Below are 25,999 nucleotides of genomic sequence, written 5' to 3' on the forward strand. Positions count from 1 at the left end.
ATGGCTTACAAATCAATCATAGGTGGCAAACTCATAGTTACAGCAAAAGAAGGCATAAATCACTATGCTAAAGAGGATATAATAATTAATTCCAACAAAACCATCAATCTAAAAGGAGAAGAGAAAGGAGTTAGTTATGGAGAACCAGAAGTTTTTAAAAATGATAGTGAAAATTTTGATGTTTCATTATCTATAAATAAAAAACAAAGTACTTTTGTACCACTAGGCATACTTGACTTTGAAAACAATTATGAAAATCGTTTTTTTGTTTTTGACTATTCCTTAAAAATGACCAATTTAGATTCTTTAAACTTTCAAATACTCAACGAAAATGGAGAACAAATTTATCAAGTCACTAATTTACCTCCTATTGTTATAACTGCTCAAAAAACGCCAAAACTATTTTCAAAAATAAAAGCTGAAACCCCTCCATTAAACCCAATAAAACCCATTAAAACATTTGATATTCAAAAATTAATGGATGATTACTTATATCCTGATTTAACGCACATAGGTAATTATTGCATTCTTTGGGATGGTTTTAACAATGATGAAATTTATGACAGTACTTGGTTTGATGGCAAAAAACTGAAAGCCAAAATTACTGCTAAAAAAGGAAGCACTACAAAAGTACAGGAAATTGAATTTGAAACTACCCGTAAAGAAGTAGATTGGGTAGATGTAAAAATAGATAAAAAAACAAAACGCATAGATGTTACTTTGCGTGTAAATTTGAAAGATGGAGGTGCAAACGGGTTAGATTGCAAACAAGTATTAAAAGGAATGCGCGATAATACGCATTGGGTTACAGAATGTCCGTGGGATGATATACCTACAAATGTTATACAACCTAACAAACCAATTATTAAACAAAGAACAAGAAGTTTTAAAGATTTAGAGAAATTAGCTTTGGATGGTATTAAGAAACATTGGAGCAGAAATAACAATTTTAGGGTTTCAATAAATGGAGAAAAATACGAAACATTTCTCACACCTATTAATAGTCAGAAGAAAAGCATGAATCAATTAGATCTAATTTTTAATTCTAATTCAAGTTGGGGACGATCGGGGAATCCAGGAGTATTAGGGAAAATTTACTATAATGTTGGGTATTGTAATTTTTTAGACTGGTATGAGCCTTGGTTCGTTAATTCTTGGGGATATTTAGAAACAATTAAACATAAATTAGATAGTGACTTTCAGTATACTTCTGCACATGAACTTGGACATACTATTTTAAGAAAATATGGAGGTACATGGTTATCTTTTACCCACGATGGTTCATCCTCCATATTTCAAAATGCTAATGGGAATGAAAGCTATATAGTACAAAAAAATAATACCCAAATTAATTTAATGCATTATTTTAAAGATGACCCTAGTTTTTCAAATTATGATTATAATTTAATTGTAGCTTCTGAACGTGATGTTTTAAGTCTTTTGTGGTTGACCAAAATTAAAATTCTATAAATATGAAACCAATCAATATCACTTTATTCTTATTTCTAACTTTTGTCACTTTTAGCTGTAAAGACTATGCTTATATATTAGATGAAAAAGATCAGAAACCTTTAGAAAATGTAAAAGTGACAGATTTAGATGATAGCACTAATATCTCAATAACAGATAAAGAAGGTAAATTCCAATTTAAAAGATGTGGAAATGTAGTAATTCAAAAAGAAGGATACGTAAAAGACACATTAGAGAAATTTGGATGTAAGCCTAATGGTAAATGCTTTAAAGGTCATATATTTTATATGAAACGTACTATGAGATAGTTATTTATTTTAGTTCTTCAAGGTTTAAATTACCATTGGGAAAGAAATAAAAATCATACAGTTGCAAAAGATGTTAAGATAAATGGAGAGTCTTTTGAGTTTTATATGAATGCAATTAATACAAAAGAAAAAGCTATAGGAATTATGGAGCTTGTTTATAATACAAATGGTAATTGGATGCGTTCTGGTAATTCAGGTTCAATAAAAGATCCTATGACCGTAGCTGGAAATATAATTTCAAGACAAGCAATTTGCTATAATGTTGGTTATATGTATTATTTTGATTGGTACGAATTTGAACCATTTAAAGAAAAAAAATGGAGATACAGAGAAGAAATAAACGAGGATATAGATTTTAAGTTTACTACTGCACATGAAATAGGTCATGAAATATTAAAAAAATATGGAGGTACAATTTATTCTTATGGTCATAAAGGAAGTGTAAATTCAGTTACTCAATCTATGAAAGATAATGCTTCTTCTTATCCTTTAAATGGAGAAATAGATATAATGCCTTATTATCCTAAAGATCCGCCTTATTCATTTTTTAATAGATATACTGCTTCAGAAAAAGATGTATTAAGTTTAGTGTGGCTCATAAAAATTAAAATTCACTAATTATGAAATCAATAGGAATACTTTGTAGTTTAATTTTGTTTGCTTGTTCTACCAAAACACCAAAATATATACAAGGATATGTATATAATGAAGAAAAAAAACCATTAGAAAGTATTAAAGTAGAAGATCCACATGATAGTCTTACATATTCTTTTACTAATGAAAAAGGCTATTTTAGAATTAATATGTTAACCAAAGGCGAATACCTATACATGAAACAAAGTAATAAAATAATTGATTCAATTTATTATATCAGAACACATCCAGAAAGAGGAGAACGCTATTACTTTGTAGAAGGAAGAAATGATACTGTTTTTATAGATATGAAGCTTAATAGAATAATAAAGCAATAAAAACTGAAAAAAATTATTAGGTTTAATATGGGTAACTAAAAATAAAATGAAAGGTAAATTAATTTTTTGTTCGATATTTTTATTGATTTCATGTATGAATTACAATAAAAAGTACAGGGGTTTTATTTATCTTCATAAAAACAAACCATTGGTAAATGCAAAAATCATAGAAGCTTCAACAAATAATTTTGGATATACAAATAACGATGGATATTTTGAACTACAAAGAGTACAAATGAACCATATTAATGATTTAATTGTCATATATGATTTAGTAAATAAACAAAAAAAAGACACATTTAAACTTATGTATAGTGGAGGTCTGCAAAAAATAAAATATATTTTTTTAGAAAAAGAAATCGATACAGTATTTATTGGTCAGTGAAGTATGAAATACCAATAGAAACTTTTTAGATTATGATTTTGAAAGAATTGTGGCAGAAGAAAAAGATGTTTTGGGGCTATTGTGGTTAACAAAAAATAAAATAAATGAAAAATATCTTTTTTTTAATAGCATTAATATTATGTAGTTGCTCACCATCAGTAAAAGATAATTATACTGGGTATATTTTCCTCAATAAGAAACCTTTAAAAAGAGCGAAAATTATAGAAGAGAACACAGAAAATTACACATTTTCAGATGGAAAAGGTTTTTTTATTTTAAAAAGACAAAATTTACACTCTGTAAATAATTTAATTTTTGAGATAAATGATACAAAAGATACCATTGAGTTATTTCGAGGTGGAGGTGCAGGCAAAAACACACACTATTATTTTTTAAACAAAAATATAGATACGGTTGACCTTTATCGCGAAAGGATATTTAAAAACCAAACCAAAGGTAAATAGACTTTTCTTAGGCACCAAAAAAGACCCTATGACGGCAGTAAGAAATCTTATTTCAAGACAAGCAATTTGCTATAATATTGGTTATATTTATTATTTTGATTGGTACGAATTTGAACCATTTAAAGAAAAAAAGTGGAGATACCGAGATGATTTAAATGAAGATAAAGAATTTAAAGAAACTGCAGCACATGAGATAGGACATGAAAGGCACATTCATAATAACATAAACACTTGCTTATCAATAAAATAAGTCTTATTTTAGAAGAAACAAACCCCGAAAAAGCTCAAAAAGAGTCAAAAACGGGGTTTTTCTTTAAATGCTATGGCAAAAATAATACGTTTAAGCGAATTTCAATACCAAATTCCATTTTTTACCCTCAATAAAGATTTTGATGGTTTTTACGCCCAATTTTTAAAAACAGATTTGGGAAAAATTTATCTTTCGATGCCTTTTTCAGAGCTTGCTTAAGCCTTCAAACTGAAAGATTCTCAAAAAGGAACTCATTGTTATTTTAGCCCTAAGGGTAAAATTGCTCTGATGATGCTTAAAAACTACTACGGCTGTTCTGATAAAAAGTAAAAATCGAACGTTCACTACAACCAATACTATCCAAACCGATTTTGTACGTAAAGGAAAAGCTGGAAAAAATGAAGAACAACGCAAAATTTTAGCCCAACACATCAAGAAAGAACGAGCTACTCGCCTAGAAGGAAGTTTTGGCAAGGAAAAGGAACATTACCATCTCAAGAAAATCAAAGCCAAAACCCCAAAAAGTGAGATACTTTGGATTTTCTTTGGCATTCACACAGCCAATGCTTTAGAAATAGGGCGAAGAATTTATCAGCAACAGCAAACTTTAGTAGCATAAAAAAAATGAAAACTAGCCTCACTGGGGAACGTGCATCCTGTTGCGAACCAAAAACCAATTTTTAAACATTTGAATCCGCCAAAAAACAAAAATGACCCAAAATTGTAAATCAAAATGGGTCATTTTTTTATTTTTTTACAAAAGTGTGGTTACTTCTGAATGTGCCTTATAAAACTAGAGATGAAACTAAACCTGCGGTAAAAAATTTCCGTCCCTTTTTAACTCCCTTGTCCTTTTCATCTTCATTACAAAGGCTAGCGTATAACCTGGGGTTAAACTAAAATATAAATCATAATTTTATAATAGAGGCTCTATTGGGATTCGAACCCAAATCGTCAGAACCGGAATCTGATATTCTATCCAATTGAACTATAGAACCAATATGATTATAAAAAAAATCAAGGATTTTAATCTATACGATCGAACTAAAAATCTAGTCAAAATCCTTAATTATAATTTTTCTATCTTAAGTTAAAAGTTTTTTTACAATATTTGAAATGGTTTTTCCATCCGCTTGTCCTGCTAAAGCTTTAGAAGCTTGCCCCATTACTTGCCCCATAGCAGCCATTCCTGAAAAACCTCCTTCTGCAATAATTTTAGCTACTTCTGCTTCTATTTCTACTTCTGACAATTGAGCGGGTAAAAACGTTTCGATCACTGCTACTTGTGCTAATTCAGGTTCTGCTAAATCCGAACGATTTTGTTCAATATAAATAGCCGCAGAATCCTTGCGTTGTTTAACTAAACGTTGTAATATTTTTATTTCATCATCAGCTGAAATTTCTTCCTTAGCGCCACTTTCTGTCTGTGCTAATAAAATAGCTGACTTAATAGCTCTTAAAGCCTCTAATGCTACTGAATCTTTAGCTTTCATAGCATTTTTCATTTCATCCATAATTTTTGCTGATAAACTCATAATGATTTTATATTAGATTATTGAAATTTTAGATTTATTTGACCTTTTTTATAGACAAATAAAAAAGGTTCATTTTTGAGATGCGAAATTAAAAAAATAACCCGAAAAATCATCACATTTTTCGGGTAAGATAAAAGCATTTTTATTTTAACTAATCTACATTATCATGTAAAAAAGAATTATTAGAACGTAACTGTATTTCATCATTGCTGTCTAAACCTAAAGACATTCTTGATTGGTTATTCTGAATTGGATTATTTGTTACATCCAATCCCATTCTTTTATAAGCAGGTACTTTTTCAAACTCATCTACACGAGACGCGCTATTATGGAATTTATAGTTAAATTCTTTCATTTTACGACGACGTTCTTCTGCTCTTAAACGTAACGATTCCTCTATAGACATTTCTACAGGTGATATTTCGTTAGAAGTTAAGCCCAAATTTTGTTCTATCATAGGCTCTTCTGTTTGCTTGATCGTAATATTTAACTCTTCAGGAATTTTTTCTACTATAGGTTCTGCCTTTTTAGTATGAAAAAATGGGTTTTCATTTTCCATATATTCTTCTAAAGAGTGACGGATTATTCCATCTTGAGATACTTCGGTCATAGGCACAAACTGAACAGCTTGATTAACCTTTATATCTTTTATTTCATCTGTCAATTCAAATACATTTTTTTCAATAGTAGTTGTATTTGTTATGGTTTCTTTTCTAGGCACTGGTAGATCAAATGTAAATGCCATTGGATCTGATGTAGAAATTACTTCAGGAGCCACTACTTCCATTGCTCTTGCTTCGGGTGTTGTAATAAAAAATTCATTTGCTACTATTGGTTTAGGTGAAACTATTTCAAAAGTAACATCTAAATTCTTTATAAATTCAGACGTAGGTACTAAATCTAGGTTAGAAACTACTGACTGATTCACAACAGGTTGTTGTATTACAGGTTTTTGAAAATCCGTTGATCCAAAAGCTGATGGTGCTGAGTTATTAGGTGTTTCATCTTCTAAAGTATAAACTACCCTTGCATCTACAGGAGGCGCAATAGAAGTTGGAATTACTGAAACTACGGGTTCCGAAGGTGTAATAACCGTATTAAAATCAAAACCTTGTGCTTCGAATTTTTGAGTTAAGTTTTGTACTAACTTTTGCTCATCTTCTAAAGCATGAATTATTTTTTTAGGTTCCGTATTTACAAAACCTGCCTGTTGTTCTATACAAAAACCAGTTGCAATAACGGTTACTGAAATTTTATCTCCGAGTTCTTCATCTTCTCCTACCCCCATGATAATATTAGCATTGTGCCCTGCTTCTTCTTGAATATAGTCATTAATTTCTCCTATTTCATCAATAGTAATTTCATTAGCACCTGAAACGATAAGCAACAAAACGTTTTTAGCACCTGTGATCTTATTATCATTTAACAATGGAGAATCTAAGGCTGCAACAATAGCTTCTTTAGCTCTATGTTCTCCTTCTGCTGTAGCAGACCCCATAATAGCTGTACCGCTATTAGATAATACGGTCTTAGCATCCTTTAAGTCTATATTTTGGGTATAGTGATGTGTAATTACTTCTGCAATACCTCTTGAAGCAGTAGCTAAAACTTCATCTGCTTTAGAAAATCCTGCTTTAAAACCTAGATTACCGTATACTTCACGAAGTTTGTTGTTATTAATAACAATTAATGAATCTACTTGTTTTCTTAATTTTTCAACTCCTAATAAAGCTTGTTCTGAACGGACTTTGCCTTCAAACTGAAAAGGAATTGTTACGATACCAACAGTTAAGATGTCTTTTTCTTTGGCCAACTGAGCAATTACTGGTGCAGCACCTGTACCGGTACCACCGCCCATACCCGCTGTGATAAAAACCATCTTAGTGTTTGCATCTAACATTTTTTCAATATCCTCAATGCTTTCTAAAGCTGCTTGGTGCCCTACTTCTGGGTTTGCTCCAGCGCCTAGTCCTTCTGTTAGATTAGCACCTAACTGAATACGATGTGGCACATTACTATTTTGTAAAGCTTGAGAATCTGTATTACATACAATGAAATCAACACCTTTGATTCCTTGTTTATACATGTGGTTTATAGCATTACTACCACCACCACCAACACCAATTACTTTTATCACATTGGTTTGCGTTTTAGGCAAATCAAATGAGATACTTCCAAATCCTGAGTTGCTTTCCATACTATTTGGTATTTATATTTTCTTGTGTTACTATTGATAACGAACGATTACTCGGCATTATCTAAAAAATCTTTAATTTTATCTATATATTTATCAAAAAAGGAACGACGAATCGTTTTTTCAGTTGATTTTGATTCAGGGATTTGGGCTTCCTCAATTTCTTTTTTCAACTCCTCTTCTATAATTTTTTGTTCTTCTTCTGTCGGTTTTTGAACTAAAATAGGTTCTGGAATATAATCTTCCTGAGGAATAGCACTCATTGTATTATTACGAATACTATTCATAACAAGACCTACTGCTGTAGCATATAATGGGCTTGAAATTTCTTCGCCTGAGCTACCTGCTAAATGTTCGTTTGGATAACCTATACGGGTATCCATTCCTGTTATATACTCAACTAATTGTTTGATATGTTTTAACTGAGAGCCACCCCCTGTTAGAACAATTCCTGCAATTAATTTTTTTCTTGGATCATCATGACCGTACGACCTGATTTCGCTATAAATCTGTTCTATAATTTCCACAACACGCGCATGAATTATTTTAGAAAGATTTTTTAACGAAATTTCTTTAGGTTCACGCCCTCTTAAGCCTGGAATAGAAACAATTTCGTTATCTTTATTTTCTCCTGGCCAAGCAGAACCAAATTTTGTTTTTAACAATTCCGCTTGTTTTTCTATAATTGAACACCCTTCTTTGATGTCTTCTGTTATTACGTTACCACCAAATGGGACAACAGCTGTATGACGAATAATACCGTCTTTAAAAATGGCTAAATCTGTGGTACCTCCTCCAATATCAATCAGGGCTACTCCAGCCTCTTTTTCCTCTTGACTTAAAACAGCATCGGCAGAAGCTAACGGTTCTAAGGTTAGCCCCGACAAGTCTAGACCTGCACTTTTTATACAACGTCCTACATTACGAATAGAAGAAGCTTGTCCTAATACAACGTGAAAACTAGCTTCTAAACGCCCTCCATACATTCCTATAGGTTCTTTTATTCCTTCTTGACCATCAATTTTAAATTCTTGAGGCAATACGTGAATTATTTCTTCCCCTGGTAACATAGGTAATTTTTGAACCTGTCCGATAAGCATATTAATGTCTTTTTCACTAATTACTTCTTCGGCATTAGGTCTTGATATATAGTCACTGTGCTGAATACTACGGATGTGTTGCCCTGCAATACCCACCACTACATCTTTTATCTTATAGCCTGAATCTTTTTCTGCTAGGGAAACAGCTTCTTGTATAGACTGGATGGTTTGAGTAATATTATTTACTACGCCACGAGCCACACCGAGACTTTTAGACTTCCCTACGCCTAAAATTTCAAGCTTACCATATTCATTTTTCTTACCTAACATAGCTACAATTTTAGTTGTACCTATATCAAGCCCTACTGCTATATTATCTCTTTCCATACTCTTTTATTTTGTGCATACCACTTGTTTGATAAATTTTAGATTAATAGTTTTATACGAATCTAAAATTGTATCCTGGACTGCTTTTTGAAAAAAGGCTTTGTAGTTATTAAATTTTCGTTCCATATAAATGGTTCTTCCGAAAATTATATCATAACTATAATTTCTATTTTTCATTAGTATACTTCCGTCTGGTTTTATTTGCATTCCAATGATGTTTTTTTTCAAAAAATCATCATCGTAAATCATTTTTAGTAACGTTACAAAATCCTTACCATAAGAATTTTGCGTAGCACCATAAATTAATGGCACACGCGCACTAAAATTTTCAGACAAAGGCATCTTACCCCCTTTATAATCAATATAATAGGAATCGTTATGGTTAAAAACTCGAGCAATTGGGGTCTTTTGAGTAACTACAGCTTTAAGCTTTCCGTCTACACTAACATAAACTTCTGATTTTTCAACCAACTTATGTTTGTTTATCGAAGCCTCTATAGCGTTCAAATCTAACTCTTCTTTTGCTATAGAAAAAGATCCACCAAAATTATCTATTAACAAGTTATTAACTGTTTCTGGCGTTAAAAAAGGGTTGTTTTTATCCACAATTTCCACTTGGGTTTTAACAATCTTCCTAGATTCATTTCTTTTTAATGCGAAAGAATATAAGAAAATCATAAGCCCAAAAATGACTATTAATTGAATATTTACTAACCAATTTTTACGCATCTAATGCTTTCTTTATTTCTGGAACCATTTCTCCTATATCGCCCGCACCAATTGTAACAATTACTGCTGCATCTGATGATTGCAAAAGAGTTATTAGTTCTTCTTTTTGTACTAACTTTTTATTTTCGTTTTTAATTTTATCTAACAACCATTGCGAAGTAACTCCTGGCATAGGTAATTCACGTGCTGGATAGATTTCCATTAAAAAAATTTCATCAAATTGTGCTAAACTTTCAGCAAAATCTTCTACAAAATCTTTAGTCCTACTAAACAAATGTGGCTGAAATACTGCCAACACTTTTTTACTTGGATACAATTCTCGTACTGCTTGATGTACAGCATTAATTTCAGTCGGATGATGTGCATAATCATCTATATACACGTAATCAGGCTTACGAATTTGGAATGAAAAACGACGTTTAACTCCCTTAAATGTTGCTAACGCCTTAACAATGGACTCTATGGGTGTACCATAAGTATAAGCCATAGCTAAAGCTAATAAAGCGTTTGTTAAATTATGTCTTCCTGGCAATCCAAATTTTATATCTTTAATTTCTTCTGTTGGTGTTTTTACATCAAAAACATACCATCCTTCAACAATTCTTACGTTATGTGCTACAAATTTAGAATCATCGTTTACCCCTACCATCACCCCCTCCAAAGGTAATCCATTGATTACAAATAAATTATATTTGTCTTCAACTTTTCCTGCAAACTCATTAAAAGAGGCTTTTATAGAAGCATCATCTCCATAAATATCTAAATGATCTGCGTCCATTGAAGTCACACAAGCGATATTGGGATGCAAATGTAAAAAAGATCTATCAAATTCATCTGCTTCTACAACAGTAATTGTTTTCCCAGAACCAATTAGATTAGAATTATAATTTTCTACTATGCCTCCTAAAAAGGCTGTTACATCTAATCCGCTTTCATATAAAATATGTCCTAAAATACTGGAAGTAGTGGTTTTACCATGAGTCCCAGCTACAGCAAAACAAAAAGTGTTTTTAGTGATAATTCCTAAAACTTCAGCTCTTTTTTTTATAGTAAACCCTTTTTCTTTAAAGTAATCCCATTCTGAAAGTTTCTTAATAGCGGGTGTATAAACCACTAGGGTGTTTTCTGGTGTACAAGAATCTGGAATATGACTAATGTTATCCTCAAAATGAATAGCAATTCCACTTGCCAGTAAATCATTAGTGAGCATAGTGGGGGTTTTATCATATCCCATTACTTGTTTTCCTATGTTTTTAAAGTAACGGGCCAAAGCACTCATTCCGATACCTCCTACCCCTATAAAATAAACGTTATGTATTTGATTTATATTCATTTTTAATATCAATGTCAATGTTCAATGTCAATGTTCAATTTTAATGCCAATATTCAATTTCAATGTCAATATTCAATGTTCTTGGATTACAGTTTTCTTTATTGTCATTAACATTGAATACTCTATTACTTATTATCATTGCTTGTTCCAATGGATATTGTGCTAACTAGTGTTATTATCTCGTCCACAATTTGCTTTGTTGCATTGGGCAATGCTAAAGCTTTTATATTTTTACTTAATTTTTCTTGTTTTTCTGGATCATAAAAAAGTGACTTAAAAACGACTTCAAACTGATTATCTAATTCGCTTTCTTTTAACAAAATGGCTCCTTCTTTATCTACAATGGCTTTGGCGTTTTTTGTTTGATGATCTTCGGCTACATTAGGTGACGGAATAAAAATCACGGGGTTACCCACCAAACATAATTCAGAAACGGATGAAGCTCCTGAACGTGAAATGACTATATCGGCGGCGGCATATACTAAATCCATTCTATCTATAAAAGAGAGTACTTGCACTCCTTTTTTAGCACTAAAGTGTTTGTATTCTTCAAAATACAATTTTCCACACTGCCATATTATTTGTAGGTTTTGTCCTAACAACCAATCCATTTCTTTTTGGATTAATTGATTTATTCTTCTGGCTCCTAGGCTTCCTCCAAGAATTAGTAATGTTTTTTTAGAGGGATCTAGCTTTAGAGAGGCTAAAGCCTCTTCTTTTTTATTATTAACCGAAATTAAATCTTGACGAACGGGATTCCCTGTGAGAATTATGTTTTCTTTTGGAAAAAATCGTTCTAAATTTTCGTAAGCTACACAAATTTTCTTAGCTTTTTTACCCAATAGTTTATTGGTAATTCCTGGATAAGAATTTTGTTCTTGTATAACGGTTGGAATGCCTAAGATAGAGGCTACTTTTAATACCGCTCCACTGGCAAAACCTCCTGTACCGATGACTACATCTGGTTTAAAATCTTTAATAATCCCAAATGATTTTATTAGACTTGACGCTAACTTAAATGGAAACAAAACATTTTGCAAAGTGATTTTTCTTTGAATCCCTGCAATCCATAATCCTTTTATGGGATAACCTGCTTGAGGAACTTTTTGCATTTCCATTTTATCACTAGCTCCTACAAATAATATATCAGCTTCTGGATAACGTGATTTGATCTCGTTAGCAATGGCAATAGCAGGATAAATATGACCTCCTGTACCTCCCCCACTGATTATAAATTTTGGCTTTTGCTTCATTTTTACTTATTTAAAATAGCATTCATAGGATTATTTTTATCTTCAATAGAGTAATCTTCGATGATTTCTGCATCTATTTTATTTTGTTCTTCAATTTCTCTATCTATAATTCGTTGTAAAGCAGCTTCTCTCTCTTCTTTTTCAACTTTTTCTTGTACTATTTCTTCTTCTTTTTTAGTTACATTTAGAATAATACCAATAGCAGCACATGTCATCCAAATAGAAGTACCTCCACTACTAATTAGTGGCAAGGTTTGCCCTGTAGTAGGTAATAATTCAACGGCTACGCCCATATTTATAAACGCTTGAAAAATAATGGGAAATCCTAATCCTGCCACTATGAGTTTACCAAATAATGTGGATGCTTTATAGGATGCAATTACAAAACGTACAAATAACATGAGATACAAAAAAATAATAGCAAAACCTCCTAATAATCCAAACTCTTCTATTATAATTGCAAAAATAAAATCGGAAGATGATTGTGGAAGAAAGTTACGTTGTACACTTTTACCTGGTCCAAGACCATAAATTCCTCCTGTTGCTATAGCTGTTTTAGCTTTTTCAATTTGATAATCTTCATCTGGATCTGATTTGTCTGATATAAAGTTTTCAATACGACTCATCCATGTATCTACACGATTTGGGAAAGCATCTGGAAAAGCCTTAACTAACACGATAAAAAACAAGGCGGCTCCAATTCCCATCCCAATAATTATGGCACTATTTTTTATAGGATATTGTCCTACAAAAGTAATCATCAAAACCATAGAAAAAATAAGTGCTGCTGTAGAAAAATTGGCTGGAAATATTAAGCCTACAGTAATAAAAACAGGAATCCATAAGGATGCGAACGATTTTTGAAAAGTCATTTCTTCAATATCGGTTTTAGATAAATAGCGCGCCACATACATATACAACACCATAGCTGCTAAAGCAGATGGCTGAAATGATATACCTCCAGGCAATTGTATCCATCTACTGGCATTGGCTCCATCAATTACGGTACCTTTGAATAAGGTATAAATTAACATTAACCAAACGAAAGGTAACAAGACCATTGATAAGTTTCTGAAATAATGATACGGCACTTTGTGTGAGCCATACATTATAGCAAAACCTAAACCTAAGTGCATAAAATGTTTGAGTAGATAACCTAAAGTATTTCCTGTACCTCTACCTAGATAAGCCAAATTACTACTCGCGCTATATACGGGTATAAAAGAAAATAAGGCCAATAGTGCAACGAATGCCCAAATGACTTTATCTCCTTTTAAATTATGTAGTAATTTTTTCATATTTTATATTATACCGTATAAATTTTTAGAGATTAATCTCTGAAATCTAAATTTTACAAATTTTGAACAGCTTGTTTAAACTGTCGTCCTCTTTCCTCATAATTTTCAAACAGATCGAAACTTGCACAAGCGGGTGACAATAAAACCGTATCTCCTTTTTCGGCTAAACGATAGGCTTGTTTTACCGCTTCTTCCATTGATCCTGCTTCTACCATTTCATCTACAATATCTCCAAACGATTCAATTATTTTTTTATTATCTATTCCTAAACAAATAATTGCTTTTACTTTTTCGTTGACTAACGGTAGGAGTTCTGCATAATCGTTTCCTTTATCTACTCCTCCTACAATCCATACGGTTGGTGTAGACATACTATCTAGAGCGAAAAATGCAGCATTTACATTTGTTGCTTTAGAATCATTTATATATTGTACATTATTAATTTTTAATACTTTTTCAAGACGATGTTCAACCGCTTGAAAATCTGACATACTTTCACGAATAGTTGATTTTCTAATTTTCAACAATTGAGCAACTGTAGCTGCTGCCATAGCGTTTTTTACATTATGTTTTCCTTCTAAAGATATTTCGTCGATTGGCATATCAAATATTTCGTTAGTTATATTAAACTTTATGGTATCATTTTCTAAATAGGCTCCAAAATCTAATTTTTTAGAAATGGAGAAAGGTATTAATTTTGCTTTGGTTGTATTGTTTTGCAACCATTTATTTATAGCTTCATCATCTGCATCGTAAATTAAATAATCTTCTTCTGTTTGATTCATTGTTATTCTAAACTTTGAAGCAATATAATTTTCGTATTTATATTCATATCGATCCAAATGGTCTGGACTTATATTTGTTATGATAGCTATATGGGGTTTATAGGTTTCTATACCATCTAACTGAAAGCTACTCAATTCTAAAACGTAGGTATCAAATTTATCATCGGCTACTTGCCAAGCAAAGCTTTTCCCTATATTTCCAGCGAGACCAACGTTTAGCCCTCCTTCTTTTAAAAGATGATAGGTTAACATAGTGGTGGTGGTTTTTCCATTGCTACCCGTTATGCCAATTGTTATAGCATCTGTAAAGTGACTGGTAAATTCGATTTCAGAAAGTACAGGCACTTTTTTTTGAATTAACTTTTTTACTATGGGTGCTTTATCTGGAATACCAGGGCTTTTCATAACGACATCCGCATTCAAAATTAATTCTTCTGTATGTTTTTCATCTTCAAACTTGATCTTATGAAGTGATAATACTTCTTTGTAGGTATCTTTTATTTTTCCAAAATCAGATACAAATACTTCGTATCCTCTTTTTTTTCCAAGAATTGCGGTACCTACACCACTTTCCCCTCCTCCTAAAACAACTAGCCTCATAGATTATCTTAATTTTAGAGTTACAACAGAAACAATAGTCAATAAAATTCCCACAATCCAAAAACGGGTAACAATTTTACTTTCATGGTATCCTTTCTTTTGGTAATGATGATGTAAAGGAGACATTAAAAAAATGCGACGTCCTTCGCCATATTTTCTTTTAGTATATTTAAAATAAGTTACTTGTAAGACTACTGATAGATTTTCGGCTAAGAATATTCCGCAGATAACGGGGATTAGCATTTCTTTACGAACGGCAATTGCCAATACAGCTATCACACCTCCTATCGTTAAACTTCCTGTATCTCCCATAAAAACAGCTGCAGGAAAACTATTATACCATAAGAAACCAACTAGCGATCCGATGAAAGCTGCTATAAAAACGGTCATTTCTCCGGAATGGGGAATAAACATTATATTTAAATATTTTGAAAAAATGATATTTCCTGAAACAAATGTAAAAACCCCTAAAGCGATTACTGATATGGCGGAAGTACCAGCCGCTAATCCGTCAATACCATCTGTTAGATTAGCTCCGTTTGAAACCGCTGTAATAATAAAAATAACAACTGGTATAAAAATTAACCAAGCATAATTTTCATAGCCTTCCCCCATAAAGGATAATACGTCTGCATAGTCAAACTCATTATTTTTAAAGAAAGGAATTGTAGTAGCTGTGGACTTTTCTTCAATCATCATGGGTTTGATTGTATTTTGAGAAGCGTCTATCTCAATTTTTGTGTGAGCCATTTCTTTACGAACAGTTACTTGCGGATGAAAATATAACACGAATCCAACGAATAGGCCTAATCCTACTTGACCAATGACTTTAAAGATTCCCTTTAAACCTTCTTTATCTTTTTTAAATACTTTGATATAATCATCTAAAAAACCGATTAATCCCATCCATAACATGGATATTATCAATAATATAACATATATATTATCCAATCGTGCAAATAACAAAACAGGTATTAAGGTAGAAAAGATAATAATAATTCCTCCCATGGTTGGTGTTCCTGCTTTTTGGGTTTGCCCTTCTAAACCTAGCTCACGAACCGTTTCTCCAATTTGCAAACGCCTTAAATAACTTATTACTTTTTTTCCATAAATGGTAGATAGTAACAATGACATGATAATAGCTAATGCTGATCGAAAAGTAATGTATTGAAAAACGCCTGTTCCAGGTACATCCTGAACTTTATCTAAATATTCAAATAAATAGTATAACATACTTTCTAAGGTTTTGGATTTTAGATTTTAGATTTTAGATTTCTTTATTTGAAATCAGTAATCAGCTCTCTTAAATCAATTATTATTTATTTAATTGTTCTAATAATTCTTGTACAATTTTCATATCATCAAAATCCTGACGCACTCCATTGACTTCTTGATATGTTTCGTGTCCTTTCCCAGCTATTAAAATGATATCACCACTTTCTGCCATTTGGCAAGCTGTTTTTATAGCTTGTTTACGATCTACTATAGATAGGTATTTTTTAAAATTCTCTGCGCTGATTCCTGCTTCCATTTCTTCAATAATAGCTTCTGGACTTTCCGTACGGGGATTATCTGAAGTTAAAATTGCTTTTGAGCTCATTTCTGTTGCTATCTGTGCCATAATAGGACGTTTTGTTCTATCCCTATCGCCTCCACAACCTACAATGGTAATTAATTGTTCATTTTTTGTACGAATATCATTAATAGTATTTAATACGTTTTCTAAAGCATCTGGTGTGTGGGCATAATCAACTATGGCTGTAATTTTTTCTTTGGAAACTATAAATTGAAATCTACCGGAAACGCTTTCTAATTCGGATAATAAACGTAACGCTTCTATTTTATCTATTCCCAATTCAACAGCTACGCCATAAATGGCTAATAGGTTATAAGCATTAAAAGTACCTATTAATCGTGTCCAAACCTCTTGTTCATTAACTTTCAGTTGGAGGCCTGATAATTGATTTTCTAATATAATAGCTTTGTAATCTGCATACGTTTTCAAAGCATATGTTTTTTTTCTTGCGTGTGTGTTTTGCAACATTACCGCTCCGTTCTTATCATCAATATTGGTTAATGCAAAAGCCGTTTTGGGCAAATGATCAAAGAAGGCTTTTTTAACATCGCGGTATTCAGCAAATGTGGAATGATAGTCTAGGTGATCATGTGATAAATTGGTAAAAACACCTCCTGCAAAGAGCAACTCTTCGGTCCGTTTTTGATGTACCCCATGAGAACTTACTTCCATAAAACAATATTCGCACCCTTCTTGAACCATTTGATCTAAAAAACAATTGATAGTTAAAGAATCAGGAGTTGTATGAGTCGCTTTATATTCTGTTGTGTCAACCATAATTTTCACCGTTGACAATAATCCAACTTTATAACCTGCTTTTTTAAACATTTGATATAAAAGAGACGCTATTGTTGTCTTTCCATTTGTTCCTGTAACCCCAACAAGAATTAACTTATGTGAAGGTGTTTTGTAAAAGTTATTCGCTAATTGCGCTAAAGCACTATTTGTATCTGCTACTTTTACGTAAGTAATATTTTCTAAACAAGTCTGAGGAAATTCTTCGCAAACTATTACGGAAGCTCCCAAACTAATTGCTTTGTCAATATACTGATGTCCATCAGACAAAGTCCCTCGGATTGCTACAAAAACATCATCTGATTCTATTTTGCGCGAATCAAACTGAATTTGATTCACGATTCCTATAGGAGATCCCTGAACGGCTTCTATTGCAACTTTGTATAATAAATCTTTTAAATTCATCTTGTTTACTATTCCTCTTAAATTTAGAAAAATAAGATCCGAAAACCTTTTATTTATGATAATTCTAAAACTATAATTGTATTTTTTTTAATAAGTTCTCCTGCTTGAATAGATTGTTTTTTTACTTTCCCAAATCCATTAATCTGAACTTTCATTCCTAAATTTTCTAATAGAGCTACGGCATCCATTCCAGGCATTCCTTTTGTATTTGGCACATATAATGGTTTTTTATTCAGTTTTTCATTATAGGTCAAATAACTTTTTTCTTGTTTATTAACTTTTCTTTTTAATGATTTAATTTCATCGGTAGAAGGAACATCTGTAAAAACTTTTTGTGCAATCCTTTTAAAAACGGGGCCTGCTACATCTGCTCCATAGTAGTTATTCTTAGATGTATTCGGTTTGTGAATAACAACTATACAAGAATATTGCGGTTCTTCTGCTGGGAAATAACCCGCAAAAGAAGACGCATAGTACATTTGTGTATCTCCTTTATGATAATCTATCTGTGCGGTTCCTGTCTTTCCTGCCATTGAAAAATCTTTAGAATATAATTTAGAGGCAGTCCCTCTTTTAACAACATTTTTCAACATTGCTTTTACTTTTGAAAGCGTAGCATTGGAACAAATTTTAGAGTTAATTATTTCTGTATCAAACTTTTTTATGACCTTATTCCATTCTTTTACCTCTTGAACAAACTTAGGTTTAACCATTACACCATTATTTGCTACTGCATTGTATAATGTAAGTGTTTGTAAAGGAGTAAGAGAAACACCATACCCGAAAGCCATCCATGGTAGAGAAATACCGCTCCAGTTTCCTTTCTTGGGTTGAGGTATCCTAGGTTTTCCTTCTCCCTTAAAAGGCAGTCCTAAAGGTGTATTTAGTCCCAAATAGTTAATATGGTCTACGAACTCTTGAGGATTATCCTTATAGTTTTCATAAACGGCCTGAACTAAAACAGTGTTAGAAGAAAGTTCAAAACCTCTTGCAAACGAAACTTTACCATATCCTCCCTCATGAGAATCTTTTACTTTCCTACCTCTGTATACGACTACTCCTCCGTAAGTATTGTAAACTTTACTGGTATCAATTTTTTTATCTTCTAATAAAGCTAAAACGTCAACTAATTTAAAGGTAGAACCAGGTTCATGGGATTCTGCAACAGCATAATTAATAGTTTCATAATAAGATCCATCTTTGGCTCTTCCTAAATTTGAGATGGCTTTAATGTCGCCTGTTTTCGTTTCCATAACAACGGCACAGCCGTGTTCTGCTTCATATAGTTCTAACTGTTTTAATAGTGCGTGATGCGCAATATCTTGTATATACACATCAATAGTAGATACTATATCATAACCATCTATAGGTTCTACTTCATTGTTATCTCGAATGGGTTTCCATTGTCCTTTGGCTATTTTTTGTTTTAAAACTTGCCCATCTTTTCCTTTTAAATACTTACCAAAAGCCCCTTCAATACCTACCCGTGTCAAACTACCTCCATCATTAAAACGTTCATAACCGATTGTTCTTTCGGCAATTTTTCCTATTGGATGTTCTCTTACAGTTTGTTGTTCTATTATAATCCCTCCTTTGTATGCACCTAAGTTTAACAAAGGAAACCCTTTAACTTTAGTATGTTCTGTATAACTTAATTTACGAGCAACTAACATATAACGGTTTTTATTAGCTCTTGCTTTTCTAAAATCGTTTAGTAAAGACCCACTTGGCTTTTTTAGCATAGGCGCTAGTGAATCTGCAAGTGACTTAATATACTTATCAAAATTTTCTTGTGAAGGCGCTAACGCATCAAAACGAATTGTATATTCAGGAATAGAAGTTGCTAAAAGACTTCCATCTGAGGAATAAACATTCCCTCTATTAGCAGGAATTACAAAATTTTTGATGGTACGTTCTTTTGCTAATTGTCTATAATATGCTCCTTCAACCCATTGAATATTACTAAGTTTTACAGCAACAGCGGATGATATTACCAGTATAAGTAATGCCACTCCATAAATACGATTTAATATATTTCTATTTACTACTGCCATAGCTTTTCCCAAGCTGTCTTTTCTTTTGCTACTTTTATTTTTTTAGGAGGAACGGATGAGGGTACAATCTCTAATATTGCCATTTGAGCTGCTACATTCGATTCCATTTTTATTTTCATTAATTCTGATCTTCGGTCTACAAATTCCGATCGCAATTCCTTTACTTCGTTATTTAACTCTGCAATACGAAAAACTTTTTTCTCATAACTATGTGTATTGGCAATCATTACAATGGCTAATACCAATAAGAAAAGGATGAAAATCCAGTTCTTAGCAGCATCTTCATTTAGAAGATATCTTGCTTTGAGTATGTTAAAAATTTTGTTTTTCATCTTTCATGATAATACTGAGAAGGCAACAGGTATTCTTACAATTTTTCAGCAATACGAAGCTTTGCACTTCGGGCTCTGTTATTTACTTTTATTTCTTCATTTGTTGGAACAATGAGTTTTCCAATAGCTTTCATTGGCACTTCAAATCTTCCAAACATATCTCGTTCGGGTTCTCCTTCAAACATTCCGTTTTTTACAAATCGTTTTACCAAACGATCTTCTAAAGAATGATACGAAATAACACTTAATCGTCCTCCCTCATTTAAAAGTTCTAATGATTGCTCTAAAAACTCTTTCAAAACCTCCATTTCCTGATTTACTTCAATTCGTATGGCTTGATAAATTTGAGCCAAAATTTTATTGGCTTTATGCCCTGGCAAATGTTTGGTTAAAACTTGTTTTAAATCTTCTGTATTAATAATACGTTCTGTATCTCTAGCCTCGACTATCGTTCTTGCTAAAGCCGCTGCATTTTTAAGTTCTCCGTATTCCGAAAATATACGACGTAAGTTAATATCATCATATTCATTAACTACAGTATAAGCACTTAGCTCGTTTTTTTGACTCATTCTCATATCTAGAGCACCATCAAAACGAGTAGAAAAACCACGTTCTGGCACATCAAATTGATGAGAGGAAACTCCTAAATCAGCCAAAATCCCGTCAACTTTTCGAATGTTTTCAAAACGTAAAAAATTTTTGATATACCTAAAATTTTCCTTAATCAATACAAATCTTGTATCCTTTATTGCGTTAGCCCAAGCATCTTCATCCTGATCAAAAGCAAACAATTTCCCATTAGGTCCTAAACGAGATAATATTTCTCTTGAATGACCTCCGCCTCCAAAAGTTACATCAACATACACTCCATCCGGCTTGATATTCAAACCATCAACCGTTTCTTTCAATAAAACCGGATTATGATATTCCATTGTCATCAAAATTTAAATCTCCCATTACTTCTTCAGCTAAATCCGCAAAATCCATTACTGAATCATCAATTGCTTTTTCATATAACTCCTTATCCCAAATTTCTAATATAGTGACAGCCGAAGACAGTACTACGTTATTGGTAATATTTGCAAAAATGGCTAAATCTTTAGGTACCAACAAACGCCCTGTAGCGTCAATCTCTACCACTTTCACTCCTGCAGTAAATCGACGGATAAAATCATTGTTCTTTTTCACAAAACGATTTAATTTGTTGATTTTTTGCATCATGGCATTCCATTCACTCATTGGATACAACTCTAAACATGGTTGAAAAACAGAACGTTTTAACACAAAACCTTCCTGCAAAGAAGTGGCCAATTGACTCTTTAGGGCAACTGGTAACATCAACCTGCCCTTTGCATCTGCTTTGCATTCATATGTTCCAACAATGGTATTCAAGGAGTTACACTTTGTACTGTACAAAGACAAAGATAGAAATATTTTTACCACATTTTACCACAAATTACCACTTTGTTGATAAGTTTTAATTTTATAAGAAATACATGACAAATCTAAAAAGTCATTATTCTTATATTCTTTCTTTTATTTTTCCTATATAAAAAACTTAAAACAAAAAACCGCACAACACAATAACAATATCTAAACACTACAGTTCTTTTAAAAAAACAACAAGCCTTCTATTCTTTTTAACAAGTTATAGAGTCACGAATTCATACTAGACAAGACTATAAAAATCTTATTGCTTTATAAATTAGATTATTTATGATTCTTCTTTATTTTTTTAGTATATTGCTTCTTTTATCCTTTTAAAGGAGGATAATAAGGTGTACAAAAATAGTCTTTAATAAAACACACTAAAAAGACAACTTTTGACATTATAAAGAAAACAAAGCAGTACAAGAAATATTTATTTTAAATTTAGGGATGGATTAACAAGATTAATACCTATAAAGTAAAAAATCATTATTATTTACAATCTAAATAAAAATTTTATCTTTGTGACGTTATGACACAAGTTACATCTGACAATAATAGCCATCAAGAAACAGTAAAAAATGTTTTTACTAGTTATTTAGAAAAAAATGGACATCGAAAAACACCTGAACGATACGCAATTCTTCAGGAAATATACGATAGTTCAGAGCATTTTGATATAGAAAACCTTTATATTAAAATGAAAAATAAAAATTATCGTGTATCCCGAGCTACCCTTTATAATACCATTGAGTTATTATTAGATTGTGGATTGGTGCGTAAACATCAATTTGGTCAAAATCAAGCTCATTATGAAAAATCTTATTTTGATAAGCAGCATGACCATATTATCATGACAGATACGGGTGAGGTAATTGAGTTTTGCGACCCAAGAATACAAACCATCAAACAGACTATGGAGGATTTATTTGGAATTGAAATCCAAAATCATTCATTATATTTCTACGCTACTAAAAAGACAAATTCTTAAAATTACAAACAACAACACAATGACTGTAGACTTACTACTAGGATTACAATGGGGTGATGAAGGCAAAGGAAAAATTGTCGATGTATTAACCTCTAAATATGATATTATAGCTCGTTTTCAAGGAGGCCCTAATGCAGGACATACACTTGAATTTGACGGAATAAAACACGTATTACGTACAATCCCATCTGGTATTTTTCATAAAAACTCAATAAATATCATTGGAAATGGCGTTGTTATTGATCCCGTTGTTTTTCAAAAAGAAATTGAAGGACTTGAAAAGTTTAACATGAACATCAAGTCTAAATTATTAATTTCAAGAAAAGCACACCTTATTTTACCAACCCATCGTTTACTAGATGCAGCTTCTGAAACAGCTAAAGGGAAAGCTAAAATAGGCTCCACTCTAAAAGGTATTGGCCCTACTTATATGGATAAAACAGGTCGTAATGGCTTAAGAGTTGGAGATATTGAAATGTCTGATTTCATTGAAAAGTATCGTTCTCTAGCAAATAAACACGAAGAGATGATTAAATTTTACGATGTAAACATTCAATACAATCTTCCTGAAATGGAAAAGGAGTTTTTTGAAGCTATAGAAGAATTAAAAAAACTAACTTTTATTGACAGTGAAGAATTTCTAGCAAGAGCTCAAAAAGAAGGCCAATCTATTCTTTGTGAAGGCGCACAAGGTTCTTTACTAGATGTTGATTTTGGGACTTATCCTTTCGTTACATCTTCTAATACTACCGCTGCAGGAGCTTGTACAGGTTTAGGTATTGCCCCCAATAAAATAAAAGAAGTTTTTGGTATTTTTAAAGCCTATACTACTCGCGTAGGTTCTGGACCATTCCCTACAGAAGATTTTGGCACAGATGGAGAAACAATGGCAAAAGTAGGAAATGAGTTTGGTTCTGTTACAGGACGTGCTAGACGTTGTGGATGGCTAGATCTAGTAGCTCTAAAATATGCTGTTCAAATCAATGGAGTAACTCAATTGATGATGATGAAAGGCGATGTCCTTTCAGGTTTTGAAACACTAAAAATTTGTAACGCGTATAACTACAAAGGAGAAACCATAAAACACCTACCTTTTTCTATTGAAGAAGAAAATCTTACCCCTATCTATACTGAATTCAAAGGATGGAAAGCAGATTTAACAAACATGAGTACTTTCGAGGAGCTTCCTGTAGAGTTAAAAGACTACATCCAATTTATTGAAAAAGAATTAGAAGTACCTATTATGATCGTATCCGTGGGGCCTGACAGAAAACAAACAATTATTAAATCTTAAAGTAAAAAGCTATCTCTAAACGAAATAAGACCGAGGTAGCTTTTTTATTTACCCTTATTTTATACCAAACAATCCCTCCTCTTTCCTAAAACAGCTACTCAAATAACAACAAAATCAGAGGATAAAACAGAATAATTTAAAATTAAACTCAGATATTTATTACAGATAAAAGGTCTTTGAGTCTAAAAAAACACTCCTTTCTTTGTTCTCAATACAAAACCACAACTAGGCTAAAAAATTTTCGTGCATTTTTATCTTCTTTTCCTTTTTCCTCTTCATCACCAAGTCCAACACGTAATCTGGATGAAACAGAAATACAACCACTCACCACTCCTTTTTATTACAACTAAATAAGCCCGCTTCTTTTTTCAACCATTTCTCAGTACTCAACATTTCCAACATCAGTTATTCTATAGGATTCTATTCATTTTTTTCAATCGAGCAATTATGCTCTATTTTTGTTTATACGGTATTCTCTTAAGTTAGTTTATCCACAAAAAATCAATAAAAATTATTTTTTCATTTTTAACCACTATATTTGTCATATAAAATAAAATAATAAAGTGGAGCACTTAATAGAAGACGGTAAGTATAAATATTTCGAAGCAGGGGAAGGGACTCCAATTGTAATCTTACATGGACTAATGGGCGGTCTTAGTAATTTTGGTGGAGTTGCCGAATATTTCCCGAACAAAGGCTATAAAGTGGTAATCCCTGAATTACCTTTATACACCCAAAATATATTAAAAACAAATGTAAAAGCATTTGCAGTATATCTTAAAAACTTTATCAACTACAAAGGCTTTGATCGAGTTGTTCTTGTAGGCAATTCATTAGGAGGGCATATAGCGTTATATTTTACAAAACTTTTTCCTGAAAAAGTTTCTGGTTTAGTTATTACAGGAAGTTCAGGTTTGTACGAAAGTGCTATGGGCGAAAGCTATCCTAAACGAGGCGATTACGAATACATCAAAAAAAAATCAGAAGATGTTTTTTACGATCCTGCTGTTGCCACAAAAGAAATTGTTGATGAAGTATATGCAACAGTAAACGATCGAATTAAGCTTTTAAAAACGCTTACAATTGCTAAAAGCGCCATTCGCCATAATATGGCCAAAGACTTACCCAAAATGCACGTTCCTACAGGAATTATTTGGGGCAAACAAGACAAAGTAACACCTCCTGAAGTAGCAGAAGAGTTTCATAAACTACTCCCTAATTCTACTCTGTACTGGATAGACAAGTGCGGCCATGCTGCTATGATGGAACATCCTGACGAATTTAATAGAATTCTAGAAGAGTGGTTAGAAACAAAAGCAGAACATAAACAATAACTTTCCCCTTCATGCAAGGGGAATTATTTTACACCTATGAAAATCAATACAGCTGAGTTTATCATAAGCAACTCTATTGTTAGCAAATGTCCACAAGAACGTTTGCCAGAATACGCTTTTATAGGAAGATCTAACGTAGGAAAATCTTCTTTGATAAACATGTTAACCAACCATAAAAATTTAGCAAAAACCTCTTCAAAACCAGGAAAAACCCAATTAATTAACCACTTTAAAATTAACAACAATTGGTTTTTAGTTGATTTACCTGGATATGGTTATGCCAAGGTTTCTAAGAAAACAAAAGAGGTCTTTCAGAAATTCATCACAGATTATTTTGAAAAGAGAGAACAATTGGTTTGTGCTTTTGTATTAATAGATATACGCCATGAAGCACAAAAAATAGATTTAGAATTCATAACATATCTTGGCGAAATAGGAATTCCTTTTTGTATTATTTTTACAAAAGCTGACAAAATAAGCAAAGGTAAAACCGAACAAAATGTTGCGGCCTATCGCAAGGCATTATTAGCTAACAATTGGGAAGAAATGCCACAACATTTCATAACGTCATCATTAGACGTAGTAGGACGCGACGGTGTTCTAGAATTCATAGACAACGTAAATCAGGAGATTTTTAAAAATAATGAGAGTTTTATCAAATAAAAAGAAAGCGTCTGAAAAGTCAAAACTCAACATCTAGTCTATCCTTCTAGGATAGGAGAAATCACATAATATTGATAATGTGATTTCTCCCTTTTACCGAAACGACAGGTTTCTAATCTTTCGGA

26 protein-coding genes and 1 tRNA gene are annotated in these 25,999 nt (G+C 32.2%); 12 read left to right on the forward strand and 15 right to left on the reverse strand.

Features of this window, described 5'->3' with window-relative positions:
* From HUE53_RS04895 to HUE53_RS04930, 8 genes are all read left to right on the forward strand, one after another.
* Positions 1-1,470, forward strand: coding sequence for a hypothetical protein (locus HUE53_RS04895; protein ID WP_192188758.1), 1,470 nt, complete (start codon positions 1-3; stop codon positions 1,468-1,470).
* A gap of 2 nt (positions 1,471-1,472) precedes the next feature.
* Positions 1,473-1,778, forward strand: a complete 306-nt coding sequence (locus tag HUE53_RS04900; protein ID WP_065213011.1) for a hypothetical protein — start codon at positions 1,473-1,475, stop codon at positions 1,776-1,778.
* Positions 1,779-1,883: 105 nt separating this feature from the next.
* Positions 1,884-2,396 (forward strand): hypothetical protein, encoded by a 513-nt coding sequence (locus HUE53_RS04905; protein WP_014164878.1) that lies wholly within the window; start codon positions 1,884-1,886, stop codon positions 2,394-2,396.
* 2 nt (positions 2,397-2,398) lie between these two features.
* Positions 2,399-2,749, forward strand: coding sequence for a peptidase associated/transthyretin-like domain-containing protein (locus tag HUE53_RS04910; RefSeq protein ID WP_014164879.1), 351 nt, complete (start codon positions 2,399-2,401; stop codon positions 2,747-2,749).
* Between the two features lie 46 nt (positions 2,750-2,795).
* Positions 2,796-3,134, forward strand: coding sequence for a hypothetical protein (locus HUE53_RS04915; RefSeq protein ID WP_148265430.1), 339 nt, complete (start codon positions 2,796-2,798; stop codon positions 3,132-3,134).
* Positions 3,135-3,238: 104 nt separating this feature from the next.
* Positions 3,239-3,598, forward strand: a complete 360-nt coding sequence (locus tag HUE53_RS04920; protein ID WP_192188759.1) for a transthyretin-like family protein — start codon at positions 3,239-3,241, stop codon at positions 3,596-3,598.
* Between the two features lie 28 nt (positions 3,599-3,626).
* On the forward strand, positions 3,627-3,848 hold the full coding sequence (locus tag HUE53_RS04925; RefSeq protein WP_014164882.1) for a hypothetical protein: 222 nt from the start codon (positions 3,627-3,629) through the stop codon (positions 3,846-3,848).
* Between the two features lie 72 nt (positions 3,849-3,920).
* Positions 3,921-4,067 (forward strand): hypothetical protein, encoded by a 147-nt coding sequence (locus HUE53_RS04930; RefSeq protein WP_155761336.1) that lies wholly within the window; start codon positions 3,921-3,923, stop codon positions 4,065-4,067.
* A 706-nt stretch (positions 4,068-4,773) separates the two neighbouring features.
* On the opposite strand, the gene HUE53_RS04935 is transcribed toward HUE53_RS04930, so the two are convergent.
* From HUE53_RS04935 to HUE53_RS05005, 15 genes are all read right to left on the reverse strand, one after another.
* A tRNA-Arg gene (locus tag HUE53_RS04935) sits at positions 4,774-4,846 on the reverse strand.
* A gap of 87 nt (positions 4,847-4,933) precedes the next feature.
* The gene (locus HUE53_RS04940; RefSeq protein WP_014164883.1) at positions 4,934-5,383 is read right to left on the reverse strand and encodes a GatB/YqeY domain-containing protein; all 450 of its coding nucleotides are present in this window, start codon (positions 5,381-5,383) and stop codon (positions 4,934-4,936) included.
* A 151-nt stretch (positions 5,384-5,534) separates the two neighbouring features.
* Entirely contained in the window at positions 5,535-7,580 is a 2,046-nt protein-coding gene (gene ftsZ, locus HUE53_RS04945) for a cell division protein FtsZ (protein ID WP_014164884.1), read from the reverse strand.
* Between the two features lie 47 nt (positions 7,581-7,627).
* Positions 7,628-9,004 carry a cell division protein FtsA gene (gene ftsA / locus HUE53_RS04950; RefSeq protein ID WP_014164885.1) on the reverse strand — a complete coding sequence of 459 codons (1,377 nt, stop codon included), beginning with the start codon at positions 9,002-9,004 and terminating at the stop codon, positions 7,628-7,630.
* A gap of 6 nt (positions 9,005-9,010) precedes the next feature.
* On the reverse strand, positions 9,011-9,733 hold the full coding sequence (locus HUE53_RS04955) for a cell division protein FtsQ/DivIB (protein WP_014164886.1): 723 nt from the start codon (positions 9,731-9,733) through the stop codon (positions 9,011-9,013).
* Positions 9,726-11,066, reverse strand: coding sequence for a UDP-N-acetylmuramate--L-alanine ligase (gene murC / locus HUE53_RS04960; protein ID WP_077225621.1), 1,341 nt, complete (start codon positions 11,064-11,066; stop codon positions 9,726-9,728). Before murC ends, HUE53_RS04955 begins: the two co-directional genes overlap by 8 nt.
* Positions 11,067-11,191: 125 nt before the next feature.
* Positions 11,192-12,319: an undecaprenyldiphospho-muramoylpentapeptide beta-N-acetylglucosaminyltransferase gene (gene murG / locus HUE53_RS04965; RefSeq protein WP_014164888.1), complete on the reverse strand. Its 1,128-nt coding sequence runs from the start codon at positions 12,317-12,319 to the stop codon at positions 11,192-11,194.
* Between the two features lie 2 nt (positions 12,320-12,321).
* Positions 12,322-13,617, reverse strand: a complete 1,296-nt coding sequence (locus HUE53_RS04970) for an FtsW/RodA/SpoVE family cell cycle protein (protein ID WP_014164889.1) — start codon at positions 13,615-13,617, stop codon at positions 12,322-12,324.
* A gap of 53 nt (positions 13,618-13,670) precedes the next feature.
* The gene (murD, locus tag HUE53_RS04975; RefSeq protein ID WP_192188760.1) at positions 13,671-15,002 is read right to left on the reverse strand and encodes a UDP-N-acetylmuramoyl-L-alanine--D-glutamate ligase; all 1,332 of its coding nucleotides are present in this window, start codon (positions 15,000-15,002) and stop codon (positions 13,671-13,673) included.
* Positions 15,003-15,005: 3 nt separating this feature from the next.
* On the reverse strand, positions 15,006-16,235 hold the full coding sequence (gene mraY, locus HUE53_RS04980; protein WP_014164891.1) for a phospho-N-acetylmuramoyl-pentapeptide-transferase: 1,230 nt from the start codon (positions 16,233-16,235) through the stop codon (positions 15,006-15,008).
* An 82-nt stretch (positions 16,236-16,317) separates the two neighbouring features.
* Positions 16,318-17,778, reverse strand: coding sequence for a UDP-N-acetylmuramoyl-L-alanyl-D-glutamate--2,6-diaminopimelate ligase (locus tag HUE53_RS04985; protein WP_192188761.1), 1,461 nt, complete (start codon positions 17,776-17,778; stop codon positions 16,318-16,320).
* A 53-nt stretch (positions 17,779-17,831) separates the two neighbouring features.
* Complete coding sequence (locus HUE53_RS04990; RefSeq protein ID WP_014164893.1) at positions 17,832-19,832, reverse strand: penicillin-binding protein; 2,001 nt, start codon at positions 19,830-19,832, stop codon at positions 17,832-17,834.
* Positions 19,823-20,164 carry an FtsL-like putative cell division protein gene (locus HUE53_RS04995; RefSeq protein ID WP_014164894.1) on the reverse strand — a complete coding sequence of 114 codons (342 nt, stop codon included), beginning with the start codon at positions 20,162-20,164 and terminating at the stop codon, positions 19,823-19,825. The genes HUE53_RS04990 and HUE53_RS04995 overlap by 10 nt, the downstream gene beginning before the upstream one ends.
* A gap of 35 nt (positions 20,165-20,199) precedes the next feature.
* Positions 20,200-21,108 carry a 16S rRNA (cytosine(1402)-N(4))-methyltransferase RsmH gene (gene rsmH, locus HUE53_RS05000; RefSeq protein ID WP_173668584.1) on the reverse strand — a complete coding sequence of 303 codons (909 nt, stop codon included), beginning with the start codon at positions 21,106-21,108 and terminating at the stop codon, positions 20,200-20,202.
* Positions 21,083-21,556 (reverse strand): division/cell wall cluster transcriptional repressor MraZ, encoded by a 474-nt coding sequence (locus HUE53_RS05005; protein ID WP_014164896.1) that lies wholly within the window; start codon positions 21,554-21,556, stop codon positions 21,083-21,085. Before HUE53_RS05005 ends, rsmH begins: the two co-directional genes overlap by 26 nt.
* Before the next feature lie 568 nt (positions 21,557-22,124).
* Here HUE53_RS05005 and HUE53_RS05010 point away from each other — a divergent pair.
* The 4 genes from HUE53_RS05010 to yihA all read left to right on the forward strand — a co-directional run bounded on the left by HUE53_RS05010 (position 22,125) and on the right by yihA (position 25,874).
* Positions 22,125-22,583, forward strand: coding sequence for a Fur family transcriptional regulator (locus HUE53_RS05010; protein WP_014164897.1), 459 nt, complete (start codon positions 22,125-22,127; stop codon positions 22,581-22,583).
* A gap of 19 nt (positions 22,584-22,602) precedes the next feature.
* Positions 22,603-23,877, forward strand: a complete 1,275-nt coding sequence (locus HUE53_RS05015) for an adenylosuccinate synthase (RefSeq protein WP_014164898.1) — start codon at positions 22,603-22,605, stop codon at positions 23,875-23,877.
* A gap of 563 nt (positions 23,878-24,440) precedes the next feature.
* Positions 24,441-25,211 carry an alpha/beta fold hydrolase gene (locus HUE53_RS05020; RefSeq protein WP_014164899.1) on the forward strand — a complete coding sequence of 257 codons (771 nt, stop codon included), beginning with the start codon at positions 24,441-24,443 and terminating at the stop codon, positions 25,209-25,211.
* Between the two features lie 36 nt (positions 25,212-25,247).
* Positions 25,248-25,874 carry a ribosome biogenesis GTP-binding protein YihA/YsxC gene (gene yihA, locus HUE53_RS05025; RefSeq protein WP_065213008.1) on the forward strand — a complete coding sequence of 209 codons (627 nt, stop codon included), beginning with the start codon at positions 25,248-25,250 and terminating at the stop codon, positions 25,872-25,874.
* The last annotated feature ends 125 nt before the right edge of the window (positions 25,875-25,999 follow it).

Origin of the sequence: Flavobacterium columnare (assembly GCF_014844295.1) — a bacterium.
Taxonomy (GTDB): Bacteria; Bacteroidota; Bacteroidia; order Flavobacteriales; family Flavobacteriaceae; genus Flavobacterium; species Flavobacterium columnare.